Origin of the sequence: Bacillus cereus group sp. N12, assembly GCF_016483575.1 — a bacterium.
GTDB classification, from domain to species: Bacteria; Bacillota; Bacilli; order Bacillales; family Bacillaceae_G; genus Bacillus_A; species Bacillus_A toyonensis.
On sequence record NZ_JAEHBO010000043.1, the window covers coordinates 16,084 to 37,128 of the forward strand.

Consider the following 21,045-nt stretch of genomic DNA (forward strand, 5'->3'; position numbering starts at 1 on the left):
GCTTTTTGTTATATTTTCACCTCATTGAAATGCAAAGTAATGATATTGTAAAATACCGTCTATAATTGATAAACTTCCGTAAAGTAGTTGGAGTATACTTAACCTCTTTGTTACACTAAAAGGAATTTTCAGTAAAAAGAGATGCTCTAGTATTAAGAATTTGCTTCTTATTTTTTATTCATATTACATTTGGCTGGAATGTTATTTAAAACCTCATAATGAAATAAACCACTCCTTCCCCCACTAGATCAAACAGGACAGATAAGTGCAATATATCAAACTTTATATTCGATACAAAAGACGGCATCTACTATACACCTATTGGGACAATGACATATGAACAATATACTCACTGAATAAAGTTTCACTTTAAAAAACGCACTCAAATACATTTAAGTGCGCTTTTTTGTCTACTTTATGAACAAAGCTTTCTTTTAACACTATTATGGAATAATTATACTTTTTTACGTTGACAATAGTGTTGAAGGAGAATATACTAAGCATGTAAGTTGATTGTGAATTGTTTCACAAATAATGTGAATTTCTTCACATAAAATAGATAGGAGTTGTCATTATTATGAGTACTTGGACACAAATTTATGACCCATTAAACAATATTTGGCTATCTGCACTAATCGCAGCACTTCCAATTTTTTGCTTCATTATTTGTTTAGTGGGATTCAAAATGAAAGGTTACATGGCTGGGCTTTACAGTGTAATTGTTGCTATTATTCTTGCTATATTTGTTTATAAAATGCCTACAACTGCAGCAGTAGCATCTGCCGGATTTGGTGTTTTATCTGGATTTTATCCAATTTGTACTATCGTTATCGCAGCTATCTTCCTTTACAAATTAACTGTTAAAACAGAACAATTCAATGTCATTCGTGATAGCATTTCAAGTATTACAAATGATCAACGTTTACAAGTATTATTAATCGCTTATTCTTTCGGCGCTTTCTTAGAAGGCGCAGCTGGTTTCGGTGTTCCGGTTGCTATTACAGCTGCATTACTTGTAGGTATGGGCTTTAATCCATTAAAAGCAGCGGGCATTTGCTTAGTAGCTAATATCGCTGGTGGTGCTATGGGGGCTATGGGTATTCCAGTTACAGTACCTGCACAATTAACTGGAATAGATGCATTAACTGTCGGTCGTCAAGCAGTTTACATTTTGCCATTCATTAGCATTGTTTTACCGTTCTTACTTGTTTCAATGGTAGATGGATTTAAAGGCATTAAAGAAACTTGGCAAGGTATTCTTGTAAGTGGTGTTTCTTTCGCAATTACTCAGTTCGTTGTAACTTACTTCTTAGGCGCTGAACTTACTAATATTTTCGCAGCAGTCATAAGTATGGTCGCTCTTGCATTATTCTTACGTGTTTGGCAACCAAAGTCTTCTGCTAAAGAAGAAAAACAAGAAGAAAAAGAATCTCATACATTCAATCAAATTTTATATGCTTGGTCTCCATTCGTATTCTTAACTGCATTTGTAACAATCTTTAATTTAAAACCAATTAAAGCTTTATTTGCTCCGGATGGTCCATTAGCAAACTTAGTATTTAACATTCAATTCCCTGGTCTTCATAATCAAGTTATAAAAACTGCACCAATCACAAAAGCTGATACACCTTTCGCAGCGATTTTCAAACTAGATGTATTCTCTTCTACAACTACTGCGATTGTATTAGCAATTATCGTTTCACTTATCGTTTACCGCGTAAAAGGTAAAATGGTTAAAGAATTAATGATTGAAACAATAAAAGAATTAAAGGTTCCAGTATATACAATTTGTAGCGTTATCGCTTTAGCTTACGTAGAAAACTACTCTGGTATGTCATCTACACTTGGACTTGCATTCTCTTCTACTGGAAATGCATTCCCTATTCTTTCTCCAATCTTAGGATGGATTGGCGTATTCATTACTGGTTCAGTAGTATCTAGTGGTTCACTATTCGCACCACTTCAAGCAGTAACTGCCGATCAATTAAACATCGTCCCATCTACTCTCGTTTCATTAAACGTAGTTGGTGGCACAATAGCAAAAATGGTTTCACCACAATCCATAGCAGTTGCTTGTGCGGCAGTTGGACTAGTTGGTAAAGAATCTGCTCTATTTAAAACAGTGATGAAATATAGTTTAATCTTCTTAGCTATTATTAGCTTACTTCAATTAAATGCTGTATTTAATATCTTTTAAAAATAAAACACCGATCCAAATGGATCGGTGTTTTTTCACATTACATCTTCTTATTCTTTAATAAAGAAGCACCAGCAATTTCAGGATGCGTCATTTCGAATGGATCTAAAATAATATCCAATTCTTCTTCTGTCAGTACACCATGTTCTAAGCATAACTCCCTAACAGATTTTCCTGTTTCAATTGCTTCACGTGCAATACGAGATGCTGCTTCATAACCAATGTGAGGGTTAACTGCTGTAATAATTCCAACACTTTTCTCAACATATTGCTTCAGCAATTCTTCATTTGCTGTAATTCCTTTAATACAGTATTCACGGAATACACGGAATCCGTTATTCATAATACTAATAGATTGAATTAAATTAAATACAAGCACAGGCTCCATTACGTTTAATTCTAATTGTCCTGCTTCTGATGCCAAGCAAATTGTATGATCATTACCAATTACTTGGAAAGCAACTTGATTAATTACTTCTGCCATAACTGGATTTACTTTACCTGGCATAATAGATGAACCTGGTTGGCGTGCAGGCAATTGAATCTCTGCTAATCCGACACGTGGCCCAGACGCCATAATACGAAGATCGTTTGCAATTTTAGACATATTCATCATACATACTTTTAATGCCGCAGATACTTCTGTGTATGCGTCTGTGTTTTGCGTTGCATCAACTAAATGCTCTGCGCCGACAAGTGGGAATCCGCTAAATGTTCGTAAATGTTTTACCACTTGTTCAATGTACGTAGGATTTGCATTTAATCCCGTACCAACAGCTGTCGCCCCCATATTCACTTCATATAAATGTTGACGAGACTGTTTAATTCTTTTTATATCACGCGCAAGCACGCGGCTATACGCTTCAAATTCTTGTCCAAGGCGAATTGGCACTGCATCTTGTAAATGTGTGCGTCCCATTTTAATGACGTGATCGAACTCTTTTGCCTTTGTACGGAAAGCAGCATGAAGTTCTTCCATTGTAATAAGAAGCTCTTCTAACATCATAAGAGTTGCAATATGAATTCCCGTTGGAAACGCATCATTTGTTGATTGAGCCATGTTCACATGCGTATTTGGACTAATTTTCGCATACTCACCTTTTTCGTATCCCATACGTTCTAATGCTCTATTCGCAATTACTTCATTTGTATTCATATTAATGGAAGTTCCAGCACCACCTTGAATCGGATCTACAATAAATTGATCATGGAACTTTCCGTCAACAATTTCTTGTGCTGCTTCCGCAATTTCTTGCCCAATATCTTTAGCTAAATAACCAGTATCCATATTCGCAAGTGCCGCCGCTTTTTTCACAATTGCCATTGCCGTAATGAGTGACGGATGAATGCGATATCCTGTAATTGGAAAGTTTTCTACGGCACGTAATGTTTGTACACCATAATAAGCTACACTTGGTACTTTCTTTTCACCTAAAAAGTCTTTTTCTATACGTATATCCTTCGTTGCTATCATTTGCATCACCTATACTTTTTTCATTCTAAATCCTTATCTAAAAAAATCCGCCATCTCAAAATACGAGTATTATTCAGAAGAATTTTTCAGTATCCACCTTCACTATATAGCACCTCTTTTGAAAGCGCAAACATTTAATTTTCTATATATCCTTTTTATTAAAGTTTATAGCAAATCATTCTTCTACTTTCTTTATCTCCACTCGTTTAATTTGATGCATATCCTTTTCAAGGACTTTAAAATAAAAGCCATGTTTCTCAATAACATCCCCTTCAGCAACGACTTGTTTTTGTACCATGATCCAACCACCAATTGTATCTACATCATCTGCAACCAAATGTATGCCAAATAAATCATTTACTTCACTAATAAGCACTTTTCCCTCTACAATTTTACATCCTTCGCTTATGTGTTGGATAGGCGGGTGTTCATCTTCATCGTATTCATCTCGAATTTCTCCAACAATTTCTTCTAAAATATCTTCTAGCGTGACAATGCCTGCTGTACCACCATATTCATCATATAATACAGCTAACGGAATTCGCCTTCTTTGCATTTGTAATAGCAAATCATGAATTGGGATATTTTCTAATACTTCAATAACTGGCCTTGTATATGGTGTAATCGAGCACTCTTCCTCTCGATTACCATCCATATAACGAATAAATAAATCTTTTACATTAACCATTCCGATAATCTCATCTTTATCTTCACCAAATACAGGATATCTCGTATATTTTTCTTGCGCAATTACTGTAATATGTGTTTCAAACGGCTCGTCCTCATATAATCCTACAACTTCCGTACGAGGTACCATAATTTCCTTTGCTACTCTATTATCGAATTCAAAAATATTATTTACGTATTTAAATTCCCTTTGATTAATCTCTCCGCTCTCATAGCTCTCCGATAAGATTAACCTTAATTCTTCTTCTGAATGAGCTACTTCATGTTCAGAAGCTGGATGTAATCCAAATAAACCTGTTACGAGCCTTGCCGAACCATTTAAAGCCCAAATAAACGGATACATAACTCGGTAAAAATAAATAAGTGGCTTCGATAATAATAAGCTAACTTGCTCTGACCTTTGTATAGCTAATGTTTTTGGGGCAAGTTCCCCAATAACAACATGTAAAAATGTAATCACTGCAAAGGCAATAATAAATGAAATTGTACTAGCAATGGCAGGAGATAATTGTAACTTTAAGAACAATGGCTCGAGTAAATGTTTTATAGTTGGCTCTCCTAACCACCCGAGCCCTAACGCAGTAATCGTAATACCTAACTGACATGCTGATAAATACTCATCTAAATTTGCAGTTACTTTTTTAGCAGCCAATGCACCTCGTCGTTTTTCAGTAACGAGTTGATCAATGCGACTGCTACGCACCTTAATAATTGCAAACTCAACAGCCACAAAAAAAGCTGTTAATGCAATAAGAATGGCTACCATCAATAATTTTAAAATATCCACATATGTCCTTTAGCTTTCTTAGCTAAAGTTACACCTCCTTTTAAAAAGAAGTTTCACTTTAGTTTCTTCAATTATTAGAAAGCAACCCTATATAAAATTCACCAATTTTCAAACCTCATATAATTCTAAAGGTAAACCGTCAGGATCTTGGAAAAAGACGAATTTCTTCCCCGTCATTTCATCAATACGTATCGATTCCGTCTCAACACCACATTGATTTAAATGTGTCACAGCTTCTTCTATATTTATAACTGCAAATGCTAAATGTCTAAGGCCAGCTGCTTCTGGAAAACTTGGGCGCTCAGGCGGACTTGGAAATGAAAATAATTCTATTTGATACTCTTCTCCTACACATAAATCCAACTTATAAGAATCGCGTTCCTTTCTATATACTTCATTTATCACTTTAAAACCTAATATTCTAGTATAAAAATCCTTTGACACTTCATAATTCGAACAAATAATTGCAACGTGATGCACTTTACATATATTCATGATTTCTCTATTCCTTTCTTTACCAAAGATGCATATTCTCCCTTGAAATGAAAAACATATATAGCAGAACATCTCTTTTAGGGGGCTTACTATGAAATTTATCACTTTTTTTGTCGGACTTATCGTCGTTTTCTTCCTTGCTTATATTGCTAGTAATAATAAGAAACACATTAAATTCAAACCTATTTTCATCATGCTTATTATACAGTTAATTTTAACCTATTTATTATTAAATACAGAAATTGGTCTCATACTTATTCGGTTCATTTCCAGCCTTTTCACAAAGCTACTCGAGTATGCTGCTGATGGTATAAACTTTGTGTTTGGCGGTCTTGCAAATAAAGGTGAGATGTCGTTTTTCCTTACTGTATTATTACCGATTGTCTTTATTTCCGTCTTAATTGGTATATTACAACATTTCAAAATACTACCATTTTTTATTCATTGGATTGGTTTCTTTCTTAGCAAGATAAATGGTCTTGGGAAATTAGAATCTTACAATGCCATCGCTTCCGCTATTGTCGGCCAATCAGAAGTGTTTATTACGGTAAAAAAGCAATTAGCACAAATTCCAAAACACCGTCTTTATACACTTTGTGCATCAGCCATGTCAACAGTATCTATGTCTATCGTAGGTGCCTATATGACGATGATTGAACCTAAATATGTAGTAACCGCACTCGTTCTCAATTTATTTAGCGGTTTTATTATCATACTCATCATTAACCCTTACGACGTTAAAGATGAAGAAGATATTTTGGAAATAAAAGGTGAAAAGCAAAGTTTCTTTGAAATGCTTGGCGAATATATTCTTGATGGTTTCCGGGTAGCCATTGTCGTTGGCGCCATGCTCATCGGATTCGTAGCATTGATTAGCTGCATTAATGACCTGTTCCTCATTATATTCGGCATCACTTTTCAGCAATTAATCGGCTACGTATTTGCACCTATTGCATTTCTTATCGGTGTACCAAGTTCTGAAATTGTCGCAGCTGGTAGCATTATGGCAACGAAGCTTGTAACGAATGAATTTGTAGCAATGATGGATCTTAGTAAAATTTCCAATAGCCTTTCTCCCCGTACAGTTGGTATCATTTCTGTTTTCCTCGTTTCTTTTGCCAACTTTTCTTCTATTGGAATTATTTCCGGTGCAGTAAAAGGGTTAAACGAAGACCAAGGAAATGTTGTGGCAAGGTTTGGGCTTAAATTACTATATGGAGCTACTCTCGTTAGTATTTTATCTGCAATTATCGTAAGTATTATGTTGTAATTAGGTAAAATTTTATCATTTTCTTATCCCTATCTTTTGTATACAATAACGAATAGGTGTCTTATAAAGTGAAACTTTACTCAGAGGGGACTATCCCCCTCTGAGTATTAGCCTTCACCAATCGGGCTTTTACGGGCAGTTAACTCCCACCTAACTTCCTTGCATTCGCTGGACTTTGAGGTGGGAGTTTTACTGCCCGTTAATGCGGGATAAATAATCAAGACATCTATTTTTTATACATGTACAATCGCTTTTATTTAGCGTAAAATATTTTTTATGTGTTTTAATACACCTAGATGTATACACTTTGATAGTTTTAAAGGAGAAAAAATGATGAAATCCGACACAAACAACAATATGCGAGCCAAAAAAGGACGCTCAAAGAAAAAACGCCTACTTTGGTTCCTTCTTATTCCATTACTAATTGTAGCACTTGGAGCAGGAGGTTACTCCTTCCATATATACAGTAAAGCAAAATCCATTTTAAATAACGCTTATTCTGAACTAGGTCGAGGAGATAAATCCAACAAACGTGAAAAAGCAGTTAAACCTATGACTGATAACATTTCCGTACTTATTATGGGTGTTGATGAAAGTGATATTAGAGAAAAAAATTATGGAAAAGCAACTCGTACGGATGCGCTATTACTTGCAACAATTAATAAAAACGATAAATCCGTTAAACTTGTAAGCATTCCACGTGACTCACGCGTCTACATTAAGTCACGTGATAAATACGATAAAATTACACATGCACACGTATTCGGCGGTGTAGACAGCACGATTGATACAGTAGAGAACTTTTTAGACGTTCCTGTTGACTACTACGTAAAATTTAACTTTAAATCCTTTATCAAAATCGTTGATTCCCTTGGCGGTATTACTGTCGATGTTCCTGTTGAGTTTACAGAACAAAATAGTAAAGACGAAGCAAATGCAATTCATCTTAAAAAAGGACGTCAACATTTAAACGGAGAAGAGGCACTTGCACTAGCTAGAACTCGTCACATCGATAGCGATTATATGCGCGGTCAACGACAACAACTTGTTTTAGAAGCTATTGCCGAAAAAGCACTATCTCTTAATTCCATTAATAAAATCGGTGGCCTACTAGATGCTGTCGATAATGATTTAAAAACAAATTTAACTTTTGATGATATGATGACAATTGCAAAAAATTCAATGGATTCAAGTTTAAAAATGGACAAATTTCAAGTGGAAGGTACAGATAAATATATAGATGGTATTTATTATTACGTTCCAAACGAAAAAAGCGTCAATAATATATCGACAACACTTCAAGAACATCTCGGTGTTACGAATAAAAATGAGCATAAAAAATTATAATAAAAAGGCTGCTAGATTTTTCTAGACAGCCTTTTTATTATAATTTTCAACAAATTTTTCATGCATATTGTGACAAAAAGAGACAATTATTACAACAGTGTAACATTTTTTATAAAAACATTACACACACAGTGGAAATAATAGTATACTAGAACTTACATACTGTTATTTTCATCATTTTTATACAAAAAATGTAATACATATATTTATACACAAATTTCTGGGGGGAAATAAATGAAGCTAAGTAAAATACTGATCGGTTCTGCAATTGCAGGGGGCATATTACTTTGTGTAGGCGGTATTGGTGGATATCAATATGTATCCAAATTAAATAATCAATTAAATAACACCGCATTACCAAATACTACGTTTGAAGGTATTTCTCTTGATGGAAAAAATAAAGCAGATATTCAAGCAATTATTAATCAAAAAATAAATGAATTAGATCAAAAATCCCTTACCTACATATTCCAAGATGATAAACAAACTTACATATGGAAAGATTTAGGTATAAATTATAAAGAGAAAGATATCGTAAACAAAATCTTTAAAGAACAAGAAGGAAACGTAATGAGTCGTTACAAAATGCGGAAGCAAGCTGAAAACGATGAATTAAAACGTGACTATAAATTAACACCACAATTAAATACAACAGCTTATGAAACCTTTATAAAAGATAAATATAATGAAACATTAAAAAATCCTGTTAATGCAGAATTAAGTATTGAAGGCTCTACTGTAAATGTTAGTCAAAGTCAAAACGGAGAAAAAATTGATAAAGGCAAACTACGCGATTTAACAAACGAAGCTATTACTACTGGTAAATCAGATGTTACATTACCGGTTACATTAATAAAACCAGAACGTTCTACAGAAGATATACAGAAAATGGGGATTAAAGAAGTAATTGCTGAGTACTCTACTCCAATGGCTGGCCGTAATGGTAATCAATCCTTTAACGTAAATAAATCAGCTAATACTTTAAGTGGAGTTATTGTAGCACCTGATGAAACGTTTAGTTTTAATGGCCGTGTTGGTGTAACTGATGCTGCACATGGTTATAAATCTGCCGCAGTATATTCACAAGGTAAAGTTATACAAAGTGCAGGCGGAGGTGTTTGCCAAGTCAGCAGTACTTTATATAGCGCAGCTTTAAGGGCAGATTTAGGAATTGTTTCTCGAAGTAATCATTCTATGCCCGTAAATTATTTACCACTTGGGCAAGATGCAGCAGTGGCAGACTATGGTCCGGATTTAAAATTTAAAAACAATACAGGTAATCATATTTATATTCAAGCTTTTTCAAATGGAGGTAGTATTACTACACGCATTTTCGGTACAAATACTGGTAAAAATGTTGAAGTTTCTTCTCAAGTAATTAGTAGAACTAATGATAAAATAACAGCGGTTACGTATAAAAAAGTAACACAAAACGGCGAAGTACTATCAAATGGACAAATTTCAAAAAGCGTATATAAAAGTGCCCCAAAACAATGAGATACTATCAAACGGACAAATTTCAAAAAGCATAAAGAAAAAGGCGTAATCTACTCACGCCTTTTTCTTTTGCAGTAATAGTAAAAAAGTTTCAAGATGATCCTTCGTTTCTTCTAAAGACCATATACGATTCCCTTGCTTCGCAGCTAGTACGCACGCTTCTTCCCACGCGTTCTTGTTCTTCATATATACTAATTCATCGCGTAATTTCAAAACAATTTCTTCATCTTCTTGCTCTATAAACTCTGCCATCACGCTTACTATTTCATCCTCATGAATACTTAACGTATAGTATGATTTAAGAAAGTATTGTAATGTCGTATACATATGTACTCCCCCTTCTTATTTGTCAGATGGATAAGAAGTAATAATCTTATATCCTAAATCTCCTGACTTATCTCTCGCTAAAACAGTAACAGTTTTTACTAACTTATCTTTTACATTCATATTTTTCTTTATTACCGTTTTCCCGACCGGGAATGAATGAGTTGTATTTAATACGAGACGAGCCTCTTTAGAATTTTTTAACCAATCTTGAATTTCTTTATCATGTTGCTTCAAACTATCTTTTACAGCTTTCGTCGCTGTTTCTTTATCATAATATGTACTTGCCGCTGATACTTTATCTGTCTTCAAACGATTCTTCAAATCCTCTTCTGATTTACCTACATGCCTTTCAATCGTATGACCATTTTTAGGCGGCCCTTCCATTTCATCTAAAATATTATCACTAATTTTTTCTACTGACGTACCTTGATTCCCTGTTTGTTTCTCAGTTTTTTGTTCTTTTCCTGCACATCCACTTAAGATCAGCATCAATGCCAGTAAACTACTGAAGAAAAGACTATTTATTCGTTTCATCATATCACCTCTTCCATGATTATTATCGTAACTTCACTAAAAGTCAATTTCACAACGAAAAAACACATACATTTTTTAAACCCTTCAGCTATTTTGCTATATTTACCACTCTATCTTCATCAAACCACTGTTTTTTACCTACTTTAAAATATACCCCTATGATTTTCTAATTATTTCCCGAATTAAAACACCATTTAAAACACTGCATAAACCCTTTAAAAATAGGGTTTATGCAGTGTTTTTCAATAAATTAAAATATACCCCCATTTTTATATACCCAATACCTATATACGGTATACAAACGCCGTTCTGTCAACGTTTTCTACATTATGTAAATTTCTCCTTGCCTATCCATTCGAAATATGGTGTAATGCAAAAAAAGATAAAGGATTTTATAATATGGCAGAAACGATTCAAAATTTCCTAACAGAATACTATTCAATCGCAATTCCACTTAGCATCTTAATCAATATCATCATCAGTCTTTTAGGTTTTATCCCTAGCATCTTTTTAACCGCCATTAATATACAGCTATTTGGTGTTACAAATGGCACACTCATTTCGATCGCAGGCGAAGCATTAGGGGCTATTATCTCGTTTTATATTTATCGCATAGGCCTTCAAAAGTTCACTCACGATAAAGTAAATAAGTATCCAAAGGTAGAGCGTCTTCTTTATGTAGAAGGTAGAGAGGCCTTTCTACTCGTTCTATCGTTTCGATTGATACCTTTCATCCCATCAAGTATCGTGACTTTATTTGCAGCTCTAGGGAAAATGTCATTACTCTCTTTCAGTATTGCCAGTACAATAGGTAAAATACCGGCCTTATTGATTGAAGTATATTCGGCATATCATGTTATGAATGGAACAAATGAAGCGAAGTGGATTGTAACAATCGCAGGTTGCATTGGATTGTTCTATTTGTGGAAAAAATGGAGAAAAAAATAAAGAAGGAGCCTATGCTCCTTCTTTATTTTTGAAGTATTTTATTAATATCTATCCCTTAAATCCTTAGTTTACACCAACAGCACTAAATGATTGCTTCACTGCATTTACTTCTGCAGAGCTAGCACCATATAAATCCGCTGCAGCTTGTACTGCACCAGCACGAGCTTGACTAAATGTAGTAGATTGCGTGAAATACTGTGTATTTGCACGGTAGTAAATCGCACCTAATTTATCTTTACCAATACCAGTTACAGTTACACCAGAATGCGTACCGCCATTTGCTAATAAATAAGCTTGCTTGTTAATAATACCACTGTTCGTATGAACCCCACCGTTATCACTAGTACCAGTGTAACGCTTAGAATAATGGTCTGGGTCACCATATTTCGCTGGATCACTCATAGAGCGAAGTGCATCTCCTGCTTTACCAGGCGTGTAAATATCTTCACCAATTTCCCAATCTGGATTACGATTATCATAGTATTCTACTAAAGTACCAAAGATATCAGAAATTGCTTCATTTAGCGCTCCTGATTCATTTTGATAAATTAGATCCGAGCTATTTTCCGTAACAGCATGCGTTAATTCGTGACCAATTACATCAATTCCACCAGATAATGAAGTGAATGTTACACCATCACCATCTCCGTATACCATTTGTGAGCCGTTCCAGAATGCATTATTATACTTACTTCCGTAATGAACTGTTGATTTTAATGGTGCTCCTGCATCATTAATAGAGTTTCTATTAAATGTAGCTTTATAATAATCATATGTTTTACCTGCATAGTAATGAGCATCTACTGCCGCTGCATCATACGCTGCATTGAAAACATTATCTGCATCTACCCATAATGTTCCCGGTAATGTAGTACGATTTTTCGCATCATATGTGAAAATTGTTGCCCCGCGCGTATTATCTTGCAAGTAGTAAGATGATCCAGATAACGTTGTATTAAGCGATTTCGTATCTCCTAATACACCTTTACCAGTTCCCACTTTATTCGTTCCTGTTACTGGCTTTACAACAGCTTTTGCTTCCTGTTTAGGAGCACCTTGCTTAACTGGTGACTTATCTTCATTTGTTACATGATCAAGTTTATTATATTTATTTAACACTTTACCGCTGTCTGCTTCAATGAAATAGTAGTAGTTTCCTGGGCTCGGATCTAAGAAGTTTAGATTTACAACGTATGCATATGTTGTTTCTTCACCGTTTTGATATACATATAAGTCCGCTTTCGGTTCTACCTCATATTTCGGTGTTACACCTAAATCTTGCTGCGCGATTGCAATCGCTTTTGCGCCTTCAATCTTATTTTTATTTTTCAACTTTTCTTTCTTGTCTAAATCAGGTGCAACTGTTCCAGACAATACTTTTAAAGAACCATCTTTACTTACGTGAGCTACTTGAGTAGAACCCCATACAGGTACTCCTTCGTAAACTTGTTGCATACGTACTACTGTTGAATCAGTTACAGCATCTTTTTTCACTTGTTTCACTTTGAAAGAATCTTGCGCACTCTTTTCCCCTAGCTTATAATCACCTTTTGCTGCATTTAAATAATCAAACACAACAGATTCCGCTTTCTTGCCAGTTGCTCCAGTTAGATCACCAGAAATAAACTCAGGCGACTTCACTGTCTCATTGTATTTCTTCGTAGAGAGCACATTTTTTGAATCTGCAAACGCAGAGCCTGTCCCTCCAAATGTAGTAACTGCCATTCCTGCCGCTAACACTAACGCTAAACTTTTCTTTTTCATGAACCTTCCCCCTAATAAAAATTTTTTTGAAAAAGAGTAGTTTCATATTAGCATTATGTTTCCACTATTAATATACTAAAAATTCAAATAATTATTTTCTCAAGTTTTGTAGAATTTTGAGGAACAAATATTGAAAAAAAAGACCTCCTGAATTTGCATACTTAGTATGCAAATTCAACGGTACAGAATCAGTAGTATTCCCTCATCGATCGGAGCTTCAATTCAAAGCTTCAGCACCAAATGAAAAGTGGTTTATCGATATGACGTATCTATTATTTGGAGAGCGTACATTGTATTTATCAACGATTATGGATGCCTTTAATCGCGAAATTATTAGTTATGTCATAAGCGAATCACAAACACTGACATTAGCGATGAAGACATTAAAACAAGCAATGGGAGGGTAAAAAGTAAAAGATGTCATCCTTCACTCTGATCAAGGAAGTATTTATACAGCGAAGGAATTTCAAGCATATATTAAAGAAAAAGGCAATATCACCAGCATGTCCCGGAGAGGAAATTGCCATGATAATGCCGTCATGGAAAGCTTCTTTAGTCATTTAAAAAGTGAAGCTTTTTACTCACAAAAGATAACAAGAGTATCCAACACAACTTTGCGAAAGATTGCGCTAGAATACATTCATTACTACAATTGTGCGCGAATTCAAGAAAAATTAAACCACCTATCGCCTAAAGAATTTAGGCGATAGGTGGTTTAGATGTTTTGATATGTGTCCCACTTTCGAGGTTCACTTCAGTTTTTTATTAAGAGTTTACCACTTCAACTACATTCTCTCCTTGGCCATAGATATCCGATGTCCAAGCATACTGAGGTTCCAATACCACCAATACAGCTATCAAAGCTAAAGCACCAATAATTATTTTCTTCATATTATTTTCCTCCCTTTTCTTCTAATAAATTAATTGCTAATTTATAATAGTTATTACTTTCTCGAAACTCTAATAATTCTTCATGATACCCTGCCAGTTCTAAATACACCATTTTTAAATCCTTTTTATTCTCTGCACCTCTAAAAAATGGGATCGCCTCAACTTCTAAAAATCTTTTATAAACATCTTTAGTTTCAAAGTATTTATACTTAAGTACCAATAGTATATATAGCATACTTTTATACTTTTCATCCCTCTTCGCGACATCTATCCCTTTACTGATCCACTCTTTTGCCTCTTCAAATTCTTTTAATTCTATACACTGTAAAGCAATCTCATACACTGCATCAATATAATTTAAATCCTCTTCCTTCTTATACTGTAAGCATTGCAAATAATAATCTTTAGCCTTTGCATAGTCTTTTAAGTTATAGTACAAAAATCCTAAGTTATTTAAAGCAATAGCTGTTATGCTTTCTTTATCAGCAAAAGAATTTGCCTCTCTCAAAATATTATTATAAATAGAAAGCGCTTCATTATATTGCCTTTTCTGTATATAACTCAATGCAATAAGCAATTGACAATTTATTACATGCCGAAACTTATATTCATTCTTAAATCCTTCCATTGCTAAATTAGCAAAATGTAAAGTCATATGTTCAACTTCTAATTCATTGTAAACAAGAGCTAAATTGAAATATATTCCATTTTCGCGATACCCTTGCTCCTTCGCCATTACTTCCGTTCGAGCCAAGTACTCCAACGCTGTCTTATATTTATGTTGTAAGAAATAATATAACCCTTTGCTATACGTATATAATAATTTCTGGAATGGTGAATACTTTTTATACATCTTCTTTAAGCTTTCTAACTCTTCTTCAACAGCAGGAAAATCCCTTTTCATAATTAAATAACGTGTATACAGCAGTTTATAATAATTTATAATTTCAAAATCCAAAACATGCTTCATTTCACCTTGCAACTCTTCATATATGCGTTCTACTTGTTGCTTGTCCAAATGAACTAGTGCATTCAACCATTCATCCAGCTTCCCCTTCACATCTTCTTCTACATCTCTTAAATCCGTTACAGCAATCTCTAATCTTGCGCAGAGCAATTGTAGAATTTCTTCTGATGCTTCGATCTTTCCATTTTCGATCTTACTTAAGTATGAGACAGAACAAATGCCCTGACATAATTCTTCTTGTGTCATTTTTTGCTGTAGCCGTTTATAAAAGACTTGTTTGCCTATTTTTTCTAATGTTTGTTGCATTGTCCTCCTCCATTCTCATTACCCCCATTACTCTAATAATACATAAAATCTAGAGAAATATAAATTGATAAATGTTAATTTTCTAAAAAATATGCATTATTTCATTTTTTTCTCTCTTGACTTCGCATCAATATCTCTTCTTTGCTACGAACGTCGTAAAATTGGTATACTATAACCAAATTACGGAGGTGTTTTCGCAATGAATTATTATAAAGACGATAGTTATGCCTTACATACAGATTTATATCAAATCAACATGGCTTATACATATTGGAAAGATGGTATTCATAATCGCCGTTCTGTTTTTGATTTATATTTTCGAAAGCTTCCATTTGAGAATGGCTACGCTGTTTTTGCTGGTCTTGAAAAAATTGTAGAGTACATAGAAAATTTCAGTTTTACCGAGAGCGATATCGCTTATTTAGCAGAATTACAATTTGAAGAAGAATTCCTTCATTATTTACAAAATATGAAATTCACTGGGGTTATTCGTAGTATGCAAGAAGGTGAAGTTGTATTCAATAACGAGCCTTTATTACGTGTTGATGCACCACTCGGTGAAGCACAAATTATTGAAACTGCCCTTTTAAACATTGTGAATTACCAAACATTAATTGCAACAAAAGCTGCTCGTATGAAGCATGCTGCAAATAACGATGAACTTTTAGAGTTTGGCACAAGACGTGCTCATGAATTTGATGCTGCCCTTTGGGGAACACGCGCTGCCTTTATTGGCGGTTTCTCATCTACAAGCAACGTTCGTGCTGGAAAACGCTTCGGGATACCTGTAGCCGGCACACATGCTCACTCTTTCGTTCAAGCGTATCGCGATGAATATGTCGCGTTTAAAAAATACGCTGAAACTCATAAAAAATGTGTCTTTCTCGTCGATACATATGACACATTAAAATCTGGTGTTCCAAATGCGATTCGTGTTGCAAAAGAATTTGGAGATCGTATTGATTTCTATGGCATTCGTCTTGATAGTGGTGATATGGCTTATTTGTCTAAAAAGGCAAGAATATTACTAGATGAGGCTGGGTTTACAAATACAAAAATTATCGCTTCTAGCGATTTAGATGAATACACAATTATGCACCTTAAATCTCAAGGAGCAAAAATTGACGTATGGGGTGTTGGAACAAAATTAATTACATCCTTTGAACAACCAGCATTAGGGGCTGTTTACAAACTAGTTGCGATTGAAGATACTGACGGGAAATTAAATGACACGATTAAAATTTCATCTAACCCTGAAAAGATTACAACTCCAGGGCTTAAACGAATTTATCGTATAGTCAACAGGGTTAATAATCATGCTGAAGGCGATTATATTGCGTTAGATTCTGAAGAGCCTGAAAAAGAAGAACGCTTAAAAATGTTCCACCCTGTTCACACATATATAAGTAAATTCGTAACAAACTTTGAAGCACGTGAACTGCATAAAGACATTTTCGTTAACGGTGAAAGAACATACGAACTACCAAGTATATTAGATATTCAAAAGTATAACGAACAGAGTCTCGCTCTATTTTGGGAAGAATACATGCGAACTTTAAACCCCGAAGAGTATCCTGTGGATTTAAGCCAAGAGTGCTGGGATCATAAAATGAATTATATTCAAACTGTTCGTGAACAAGTTGAAAAAAACATCCAAAAATAAACAGAGAAGTTTCCTCCTTCTCTGTTTTTTCAATACTATATGGATATTTGTAAAAAATATATTAAAATAACAAGGTGAATATTTTTTTATTTGTAAAATTTAATATTACGTTATTAAAAACTAAAATAATATTTGATATTATTTTATTGAGTCACTTTCAACAAAATAACCGATAAAAAAGAGGACGCAATTGCGTCCTCTTTTTTATAAATCTTTCACTCTTAGTACACGCATTGCATTTAATACTGCAATTAACGTCACACCCACATCTGAGAAAACAGCTTCCCACATTGTCGCTATACCAAAAGCACCAAGTAATAAAACTAATCCTTTTACACCTAATGCAAATATAATATTTTGCCATACAATGCTTCTTGTGCGTTTTGCAATTTTAACAGCTGTTGCAATTTTTGAAGGTTCATCAGTCATTATAACGATATCTGCAGCTTCAATCGCTGCATCCGATCCTAAGCCACCCATAGCAATACCAACGTCCGCTCGTGCTAATACTGGCGTGTCGTTAATACCATCACCAACGAAAGCAACTTTTTCTTTTCCACGCTTAGCCGCATCAATTTTTTCAATCTCTTCTACTTTTTGTTGTGGTAGTAGTTCTGCGTGAACTTCATCTAAACCTAATTCTTTTCCAACAGCTTCACCAACTGCTTTTGCATCCCCAGTTAACATCACTGTCTTCTTGATGCCTAGTTCTTTTAACTTTTGAATCGCTTGTTTTGAATCCTCTTTTACCTCATCTGAGATAACAATATAACCTGCGTATTTACCATCTACAGCAACGTGAACTAATGTACCTACTGTTTCTGGTTGCTTAAATTCAATATTTTCTTTTCTCATTAATTTAGCATTACCCGCGAAAATTTCTTTTCCTTGCACTTTTACAACTGTACCATGACCAGAAATTTCACTATAGTCTTCAATAGCATTTTCATCGATTGATTTTCCATATGCATTTCGAATAGATTGTGCAATTGGATGGTTTGAATATACTTCTGCAAACGCTGCATACTCTAACAGTTCTTCACTAGTAGTACCTTCACTTGGCTCCATTTTTGTAACTTTAAAGACACCTTTTGTTAATGTACCTGTTTTATCAAAGACGATATATTTCACATCATTCAATGCTTCTAAATAGTTACTTCCTTTTACTAAAATCCCACTTTTGGATGCACCACCGATACCTCCAAAGAATCCAAGAGGAATGGATACGACTAACGCACATGGACAAGAAATAACTAAGAATACTAACGCTCTATAAATCCACTCGGAGAATGTAGCACCTTCTAAAATAAGCGGTGGAATAAACGCCATGATCGCTGCTGTAATAACTACAACAGGAGTATAGTAGCGCGCAAATTTCGTAATAAAGTTTTCTGTCGGTGCTTTTTTACTACTTGCATTTTGAACTAAATCTAAAATTTTTGATACAGTAGATTCACCAAATTCTTTTGTAACTTCAATTGTTAATACACCATTTTGGTTTACAAAACCACTTAATACGTCATTACCAACTTCTACTTCACGCGGTACAGATTCACCTGTAAGTGCTGAAGTATCCATCATTGATGTTCCCTCGACTACTTTTCCGTCTAATGGTACTTTCTCACCCGGTTTTACGATAATATAATCGCCGATTTGTACATCTTCCGGTGATACTTGTTTCGTTTCATTTCCAACCTTTACATTCGCATAATCAGGGCGAATATCCATTAATGAAGTAATTGATTTTCGAGAGCGATTTACTGCAATACTTTGGAATAGTTCCCCTACTTGATAAAATAGCATTACCGCAACAGCTTCTGAATATTGTTGAATTGCAAAAGCTCCTACAGTTGCAATTGCCATTAAAAAGTTTTCATCGAATACTTGGCCGCGAGTTATGTTTCTTACCGCTCTCCAAACGATATCTCCACCTATTAATAAATACGCAAGGACGAATAATGGAATTGTTATCATTTGTGGTAAATCAGCTAAGGCAGCAATTCCTGTCAAAATTCCACCGACTACTAATCGCCCTATCATCTTTTTCACATTTGCTTCACCATGGTCGTGACTATGTCCGTGGTCATGGCCGCTCTTTTCTTCACGAACAACTTTCACATCTGGTTCTAACTTTTGAACGACATTCTTTATATCTTCTACAGTCGATTCTAACTCTCTTTTATTCGCAACTTCTACTCGTAATTTCTTTGATACGAAATCAACAGTTGCTTCTGAAACTGTCGGCATTTCCTTAACTTTATTTTCAATCTTCATTGCACAGTTCGCGCAATCTAAACCTTCTAATATAAAAACTTCTTTTGCAACTTTATTTTTTTGCTCTTCTTGCACTTTAATATGTGGTTCTAACTTTGTAACAAGCTGTTTTGCTTCTGTCACAACTTCATTTTCTTTATTTTGTGCTGTTTCTAAAACCATCGTCTTTGTTGCAAAGTTTACAGAGCAAGAATTTACTCCTTCTATATTCCCAACGCCTTTTTCAATTTTCATTGCACAGTTCGCACAATCTAAACCTTCTAACATCAGTTTCTTTTTCACTAATGCTTCTGCCATCGTTCTCCCTCCTCGCGTTTTTATTCTTCCTCGTTTACGTGTTCAAACGCTTGCTCGAAGATATGAATTACGTGCTGGTCAGCTAACGAATAATAAACGACCTTTCCTTCTTTACGATTCTTTACAAGTTTCGCTTGCTTTAACACACGTAGCTGATGTGAAATAGACGATTGTGTCATTCCTAATAAATAAGCTAAATCACAAACGCACATTTCAGCTTCAAATAATGCATGTAATATTCTCGTACGCGTACGGTCACCTAATACTTTAAATAGTTCTGCTACTTTACTTAAACTTTCATCAGTCGGAATTGTTTGCTTCACTTGATCCACGACTTCCTCATGAATTACCGTTTGAGAACAAGTTTCCTGCGGTGTTTCTACTTTATTTTCAGCCATTATAGCTCACCTCTTTAATTGAACATATGAACAACTGTTCATATATCTTATACTTTTATTATATGAGCGCCTACTCATATGTGTCAATAAAATCCGAAAGATTTTTTTGACAATTCCATTCATATTTCAACATATACATATCAATATTCTCCGCACCTATCATACTCTTCATACAAAAAGGATACACGAAAACTATCGTGCATCCTTCTCTTATTTCCCCTACATTAGCTACCCGTAAAAGCCCGATTGTTGAAGGCTAATAATCAACAGGAGATGAAGAACCCCCACTGATTAAAGTTTCACTGCATCCACAATTAACGAAGCAAATTCTAATGTACCATCTTGATTTCTATGATCAAAACGTTTCGAGCGATAAATAAAACCATCTTTCTCATTCCAATCATTATAATGAAACTTACCATTCTCATCACAGTATTCTAAAATCCTAACTTGAAAACCTGCCGATTCAAACATGGACGTGATTGTTTTATAGTTATGAACGATTTTATGACTTGCTGCTGGATGATCTAATGGCCCTGGTCCACCTACTTGTACACCTTGCTGATATTCTTCATCTGGGAAAAATGCATCTGGCACTGCACAACGAATATATCCACCCTCCGTTAAAAACTCATAACAAATTTTTGCAGCTTCGATTCCTTCTTCGTACGATAAATGCTCCCATACATGTTCCGCTAAAATTGCTGATAAAGAATTAGGTTGAAATTTATCAAGCCAAGTTTCTCTTCGCAATAAATTTAATTCTTCTTCATTCGTATGTAACCAACCAGGGTTATTATTATACTCCTCTGCTCCAACAACCACTTTCGTTTCTAGCATTCCTCTTCTCCCCTTTTTTCATATTCCGACATAAAAATTCGACAATTTAACATTTATTTCCTTCCTTATCCAAAAGAAAAAG

At 34.6% G+C, this 21,045-nt stretch carries 17 protein-coding genes and 1 pseudogene; 7 read left to right on the forward strand and 11 right to left on the reverse strand.

All coding sequences use genetic code 11. The features are described 5' to 3' along the window. Positions 1-577: 577 nt before the first annotated feature. Positions 578-2,197, forward strand: a complete 1,620-nt coding sequence (locus JDS92_RS18700; RefSeq protein WP_087969010.1) for a lactate permease LctP family transporter — start codon at positions 578-580, stop codon at positions 2,195-2,197. A 40-nt stretch (positions 2,198-2,237) separates the two neighbouring features. On the opposite strand, the gene aspA is transcribed toward JDS92_RS18700, so the two are convergent. From aspA to gloA2, 3 genes are all read right to left on the reverse strand, one after another. Beyond that, positions 2,238-3,671 (reverse strand): aspartate ammonia-lyase, encoded by a 1,434-nt coding sequence (gene aspA / locus JDS92_RS18705; RefSeq protein ID WP_173781527.1) that lies wholly within the window; start codon positions 3,669-3,671, stop codon positions 2,238-2,240. A gap of 175 nt (positions 3,672-3,846) precedes the next feature. Beyond that, entirely contained in the window at positions 3,847-5,145 is a 1,299-nt protein-coding gene (locus tag JDS92_RS18710; RefSeq protein WP_087969008.1) for a hemolysin family protein, read from the reverse strand. Between the two features lie 108 nt (positions 5,146-5,253). Beyond that, positions 5,254-5,640 (reverse strand): SMU1112c/YaeR family gloxylase I-like metalloprotein, encoded by a 387-nt coding sequence (gloA2, locus tag JDS92_RS18715; protein WP_087969007.1) that lies wholly within the window; start codon positions 5,638-5,640, stop codon positions 5,254-5,256. Positions 5,641-5,731: 91 nt separating this feature from the next. Here gloA2 and JDS92_RS18720 point away from each other — a divergent pair, with 91 nt between their 5' ends. The 3 genes from JDS92_RS18720 to JDS92_RS18730 all read left to right on the forward strand — a co-directional run bounded on the left by JDS92_RS18720 (position 5,732) and on the right by JDS92_RS18730 (position 9,754). Further along, positions 5,732-6,910 (forward strand): NupC/NupG family nucleoside CNT transporter, encoded by a 1,179-nt coding sequence (locus JDS92_RS18720; protein WP_000668851.1) that lies wholly within the window; start codon positions 5,732-5,734, stop codon positions 6,908-6,910. A gap of 330 nt (positions 6,911-7,240) precedes the next feature. Then, positions 7,241-8,257, forward strand: coding sequence for an LCP family protein (locus JDS92_RS18725; protein ID WP_002105716.1), 1,017 nt, complete (start codon positions 7,241-7,243; stop codon positions 8,255-8,257). Between the two features lie 234 nt (positions 8,258-8,491). Continuing rightward, a complete protein-coding gene (locus tag JDS92_RS18730; protein WP_085451050.1) occupies positions 8,492-9,754 on the forward strand; it encodes a VanW family protein in 1,263 nt (420 codons plus the stop codon). Positions 9,755-9,808: 54 nt separating this feature from the next. Here JDS92_RS18730 and JDS92_RS18735 read toward each other — a convergent pair whose 3' ends face one another. Together JDS92_RS18735 and JDS92_RS18740 are read right to left on the reverse strand one after the other, a co-directional pair. Then, positions 9,809-10,081 carry a hypothetical protein gene (locus JDS92_RS18735; protein ID WP_199632315.1) on the reverse strand — a complete coding sequence of 91 codons (273 nt, stop codon included), beginning with the start codon at positions 10,079-10,081 and terminating at the stop codon, positions 9,809-9,811. Positions 10,082-10,096: 15 nt separating this feature from the next. Then, a complete protein-coding gene (locus JDS92_RS18740) occupies positions 10,097-10,615 on the reverse strand; it encodes an RNase A-like domain-containing lipoprotein (protein ID WP_000822375.1) in 519 nt (172 codons plus the stop codon). A 399-nt stretch (positions 10,616-11,014) separates the two neighbouring features. Between JDS92_RS18740 and JDS92_RS18745 the strand changes: the two genes are divergently transcribed. Next, positions 11,015-11,563, forward strand: coding sequence for a TVP38/TMEM64 family protein (locus tag JDS92_RS18745; protein WP_000852219.1), 549 nt, complete (start codon positions 11,015-11,017; stop codon positions 11,561-11,563). Between the two features lie 63 nt (positions 11,564-11,626). Here the strand turns inward: JDS92_RS18745 and JDS92_RS18750 are convergent, their stop codons facing one another. Further along, on the reverse strand, positions 11,627-13,327 hold the full coding sequence (locus JDS92_RS18750; protein WP_097855205.1) for a M4 family metallopeptidase: 1,701 nt from the start codon (positions 13,325-13,327) through the stop codon (positions 11,627-11,629). Positions 13,328-13,503: 176 nt separating this feature from the next. On the opposite strand from JDS92_RS18750, the pseudogene JDS92_RS18755 reads away from it, so the two are divergent. Further along, positions 13,504-14,037, forward strand: a pseudogene (locus JDS92_RS18755) (IS3 family transposase); the annotation flags it as partial. Positions 14,038-14,092: 55 nt separating this feature from the next. Here the strand turns inward: JDS92_RS18755 and JDS92_RS18760 are convergent. Then, entirely contained in the window at positions 14,093-14,218 is a 126-nt protein-coding gene (locus JDS92_RS18760; RefSeq protein ID WP_000720171.1) for an NprX family peptide pheromone, read from the reverse strand. Position 14,219: 1 nt separating this feature from the next. Beyond that, entirely contained in the window at positions 14,220-15,491 is a 1,272-nt protein-coding gene (locus JDS92_RS18765) for a tetratricopeptide repeat protein (RefSeq protein ID WP_001187935.1), read from the reverse strand. A gap of 199 nt (positions 15,492-15,690) precedes the next feature. Here JDS92_RS18765 and JDS92_RS18770 point away from each other — a divergent pair, with 199 nt between their 5' ends. Further along, entirely contained in the window at positions 15,691-17,154 is a 1,464-nt protein-coding gene (locus JDS92_RS18770; RefSeq protein WP_001110357.1) for a nicotinate phosphoribosyltransferase, read from the forward strand. A 204-nt stretch (positions 17,155-17,358) separates the two neighbouring features. Here the strand turns inward: JDS92_RS18770 and JDS92_RS18775 are convergent, their stop codons facing one another. The 3 genes from JDS92_RS18775 to JDS92_RS18785 form a co-directional block, all read right to left on the reverse strand. Beyond that, on the reverse strand, positions 17,359-19,725 hold the full coding sequence (locus JDS92_RS18775) for a heavy metal translocating P-type ATPase (protein WP_199632316.1): 2,367 nt from the start codon (positions 19,723-19,725) through the stop codon (positions 17,359-17,361). A 20-nt stretch (positions 19,726-19,745) separates the two neighbouring features. After that, positions 19,746-20,123: an ArsR/SmtB family transcription factor gene (locus JDS92_RS18780; protein WP_000829679.1), complete on the reverse strand. Its 378-nt coding sequence runs from the start codon at positions 20,121-20,123 to the stop codon at positions 19,746-19,748. 291 nt (positions 20,124-20,414) lie between these two features. Then, positions 20,415-20,963: a class I SAM-dependent methyltransferase gene (locus tag JDS92_RS18785; RefSeq protein ID WP_000894486.1), complete on the reverse strand. Its 549-nt coding sequence runs from the start codon at positions 20,961-20,963 to the stop codon at positions 20,415-20,417. Between the last annotated feature and the right edge of the window lie 82 nt (positions 20,964-21,045).

What these genes read in the sequence shown, in the direction of transcription:
- JDS92_RS18700 (WP_087969010.1), top strand. Translation starts at nt 578, where the DNA reads ATGAGTACTTGGACACAAATTTATGACCCATTAAACAATATTTGGCTA.
- JDS92_RS18785 (WP_000894486.1), bottom strand. Translation starts at nt 20,963, where the DNA reads ATGCTAGAAACGAAAGTGGTTGTTGGAGCAGAGGAGTATAATAATAAC.
- JDS92_RS18780 (WP_000829679.1), bottom strand. Translation starts at nt 20,123, where the DNA reads ATGGCTGAAAATAAAGTAGAAACACCGCAGGAAACTTGTTCTCAAACG.
- aspA (WP_173781527.1), bottom strand. Translation starts at nt 3,671, where the DNA reads ATGATAGCAACGAAGGATATACGTATAGAAAAAGACTTTTTAGGTGAA.
- JDS92_RS18775 (WP_199632316.1), bottom strand. Translation starts at nt 19,725, where the DNA reads ATGGCAGAAGCATTAGTGAAAAAGAAACTGATGTTAGAAGGTTTAGAT.
- JDS92_RS18740 (WP_000822375.1), bottom strand. Translation starts at nt 10,615, where the DNA reads ATGAAACGAATAAATAGTCTTTTCTTCAGTAGTTTACTGGCATTGATG.
- JDS92_RS18725 (WP_002105716.1), top strand. Translation starts at nt 7,241, where the DNA reads ATGATGAAATCCGACACAAACAACAATATGCGAGCCAAAAAAGGACGC.
- JDS92_RS18750 (WP_097855205.1), bottom strand. Translation starts at nt 13,327, where the DNA reads ATGAAAAAGAAAAGTTTAGCGTTAGTGTTAGCGGCAGGAATGGCAGTT.
- JDS92_RS18730 (WP_085451050.1), top strand. Translation starts at nt 8,492, where the DNA reads ATGAAGCTAAGTAAAATACTGATCGGTTCTGCAATTGCAGGGGGCATA.
- JDS92_RS18770 (WP_001110357.1), top strand. Translation starts at nt 15,691, where the DNA reads ATGAATTATTATAAAGACGATAGTTATGCCTTACATACAGATTTATAT.
- JDS92_RS18760 (WP_000720171.1), bottom strand. Translation starts at nt 14,218, where the DNA reads ATGAAGAAAATAATTATTGGTGCTTTAGCTTTGATAGCTGTATTGGTG.
- gloA2 (WP_087969007.1), bottom strand. Translation starts at nt 5,640, where the DNA reads ATGAATATATGTAAAGTGCATCACGTTGCAATTATTTGTTCGAATTAT.
- JDS92_RS18765 (WP_001187935.1), bottom strand. Translation starts at nt 15,491, where the DNA reads ATGCAACAAACATTAGAAAAAATAGGCAAACAAGTCTTTTATAAACGG.
- JDS92_RS18720 (WP_000668851.1), top strand. Translation starts at nt 5,732, where the DNA reads ATGAAATTTATCACTTTTTTTGTCGGACTTATCGTCGTTTTCTTCCTT.
- JDS92_RS18745 (WP_000852219.1), top strand. Translation starts at nt 11,015, where the DNA reads ATGGCAGAAACGATTCAAAATTTCCTAACAGAATACTATTCAATCGCA.
- JDS92_RS18735 (WP_199632315.1), bottom strand. Translation starts at nt 10,081, where the DNA reads ATGTATACGACATTACAATACTTTCTTAAATCATACTATACGTTAAGT.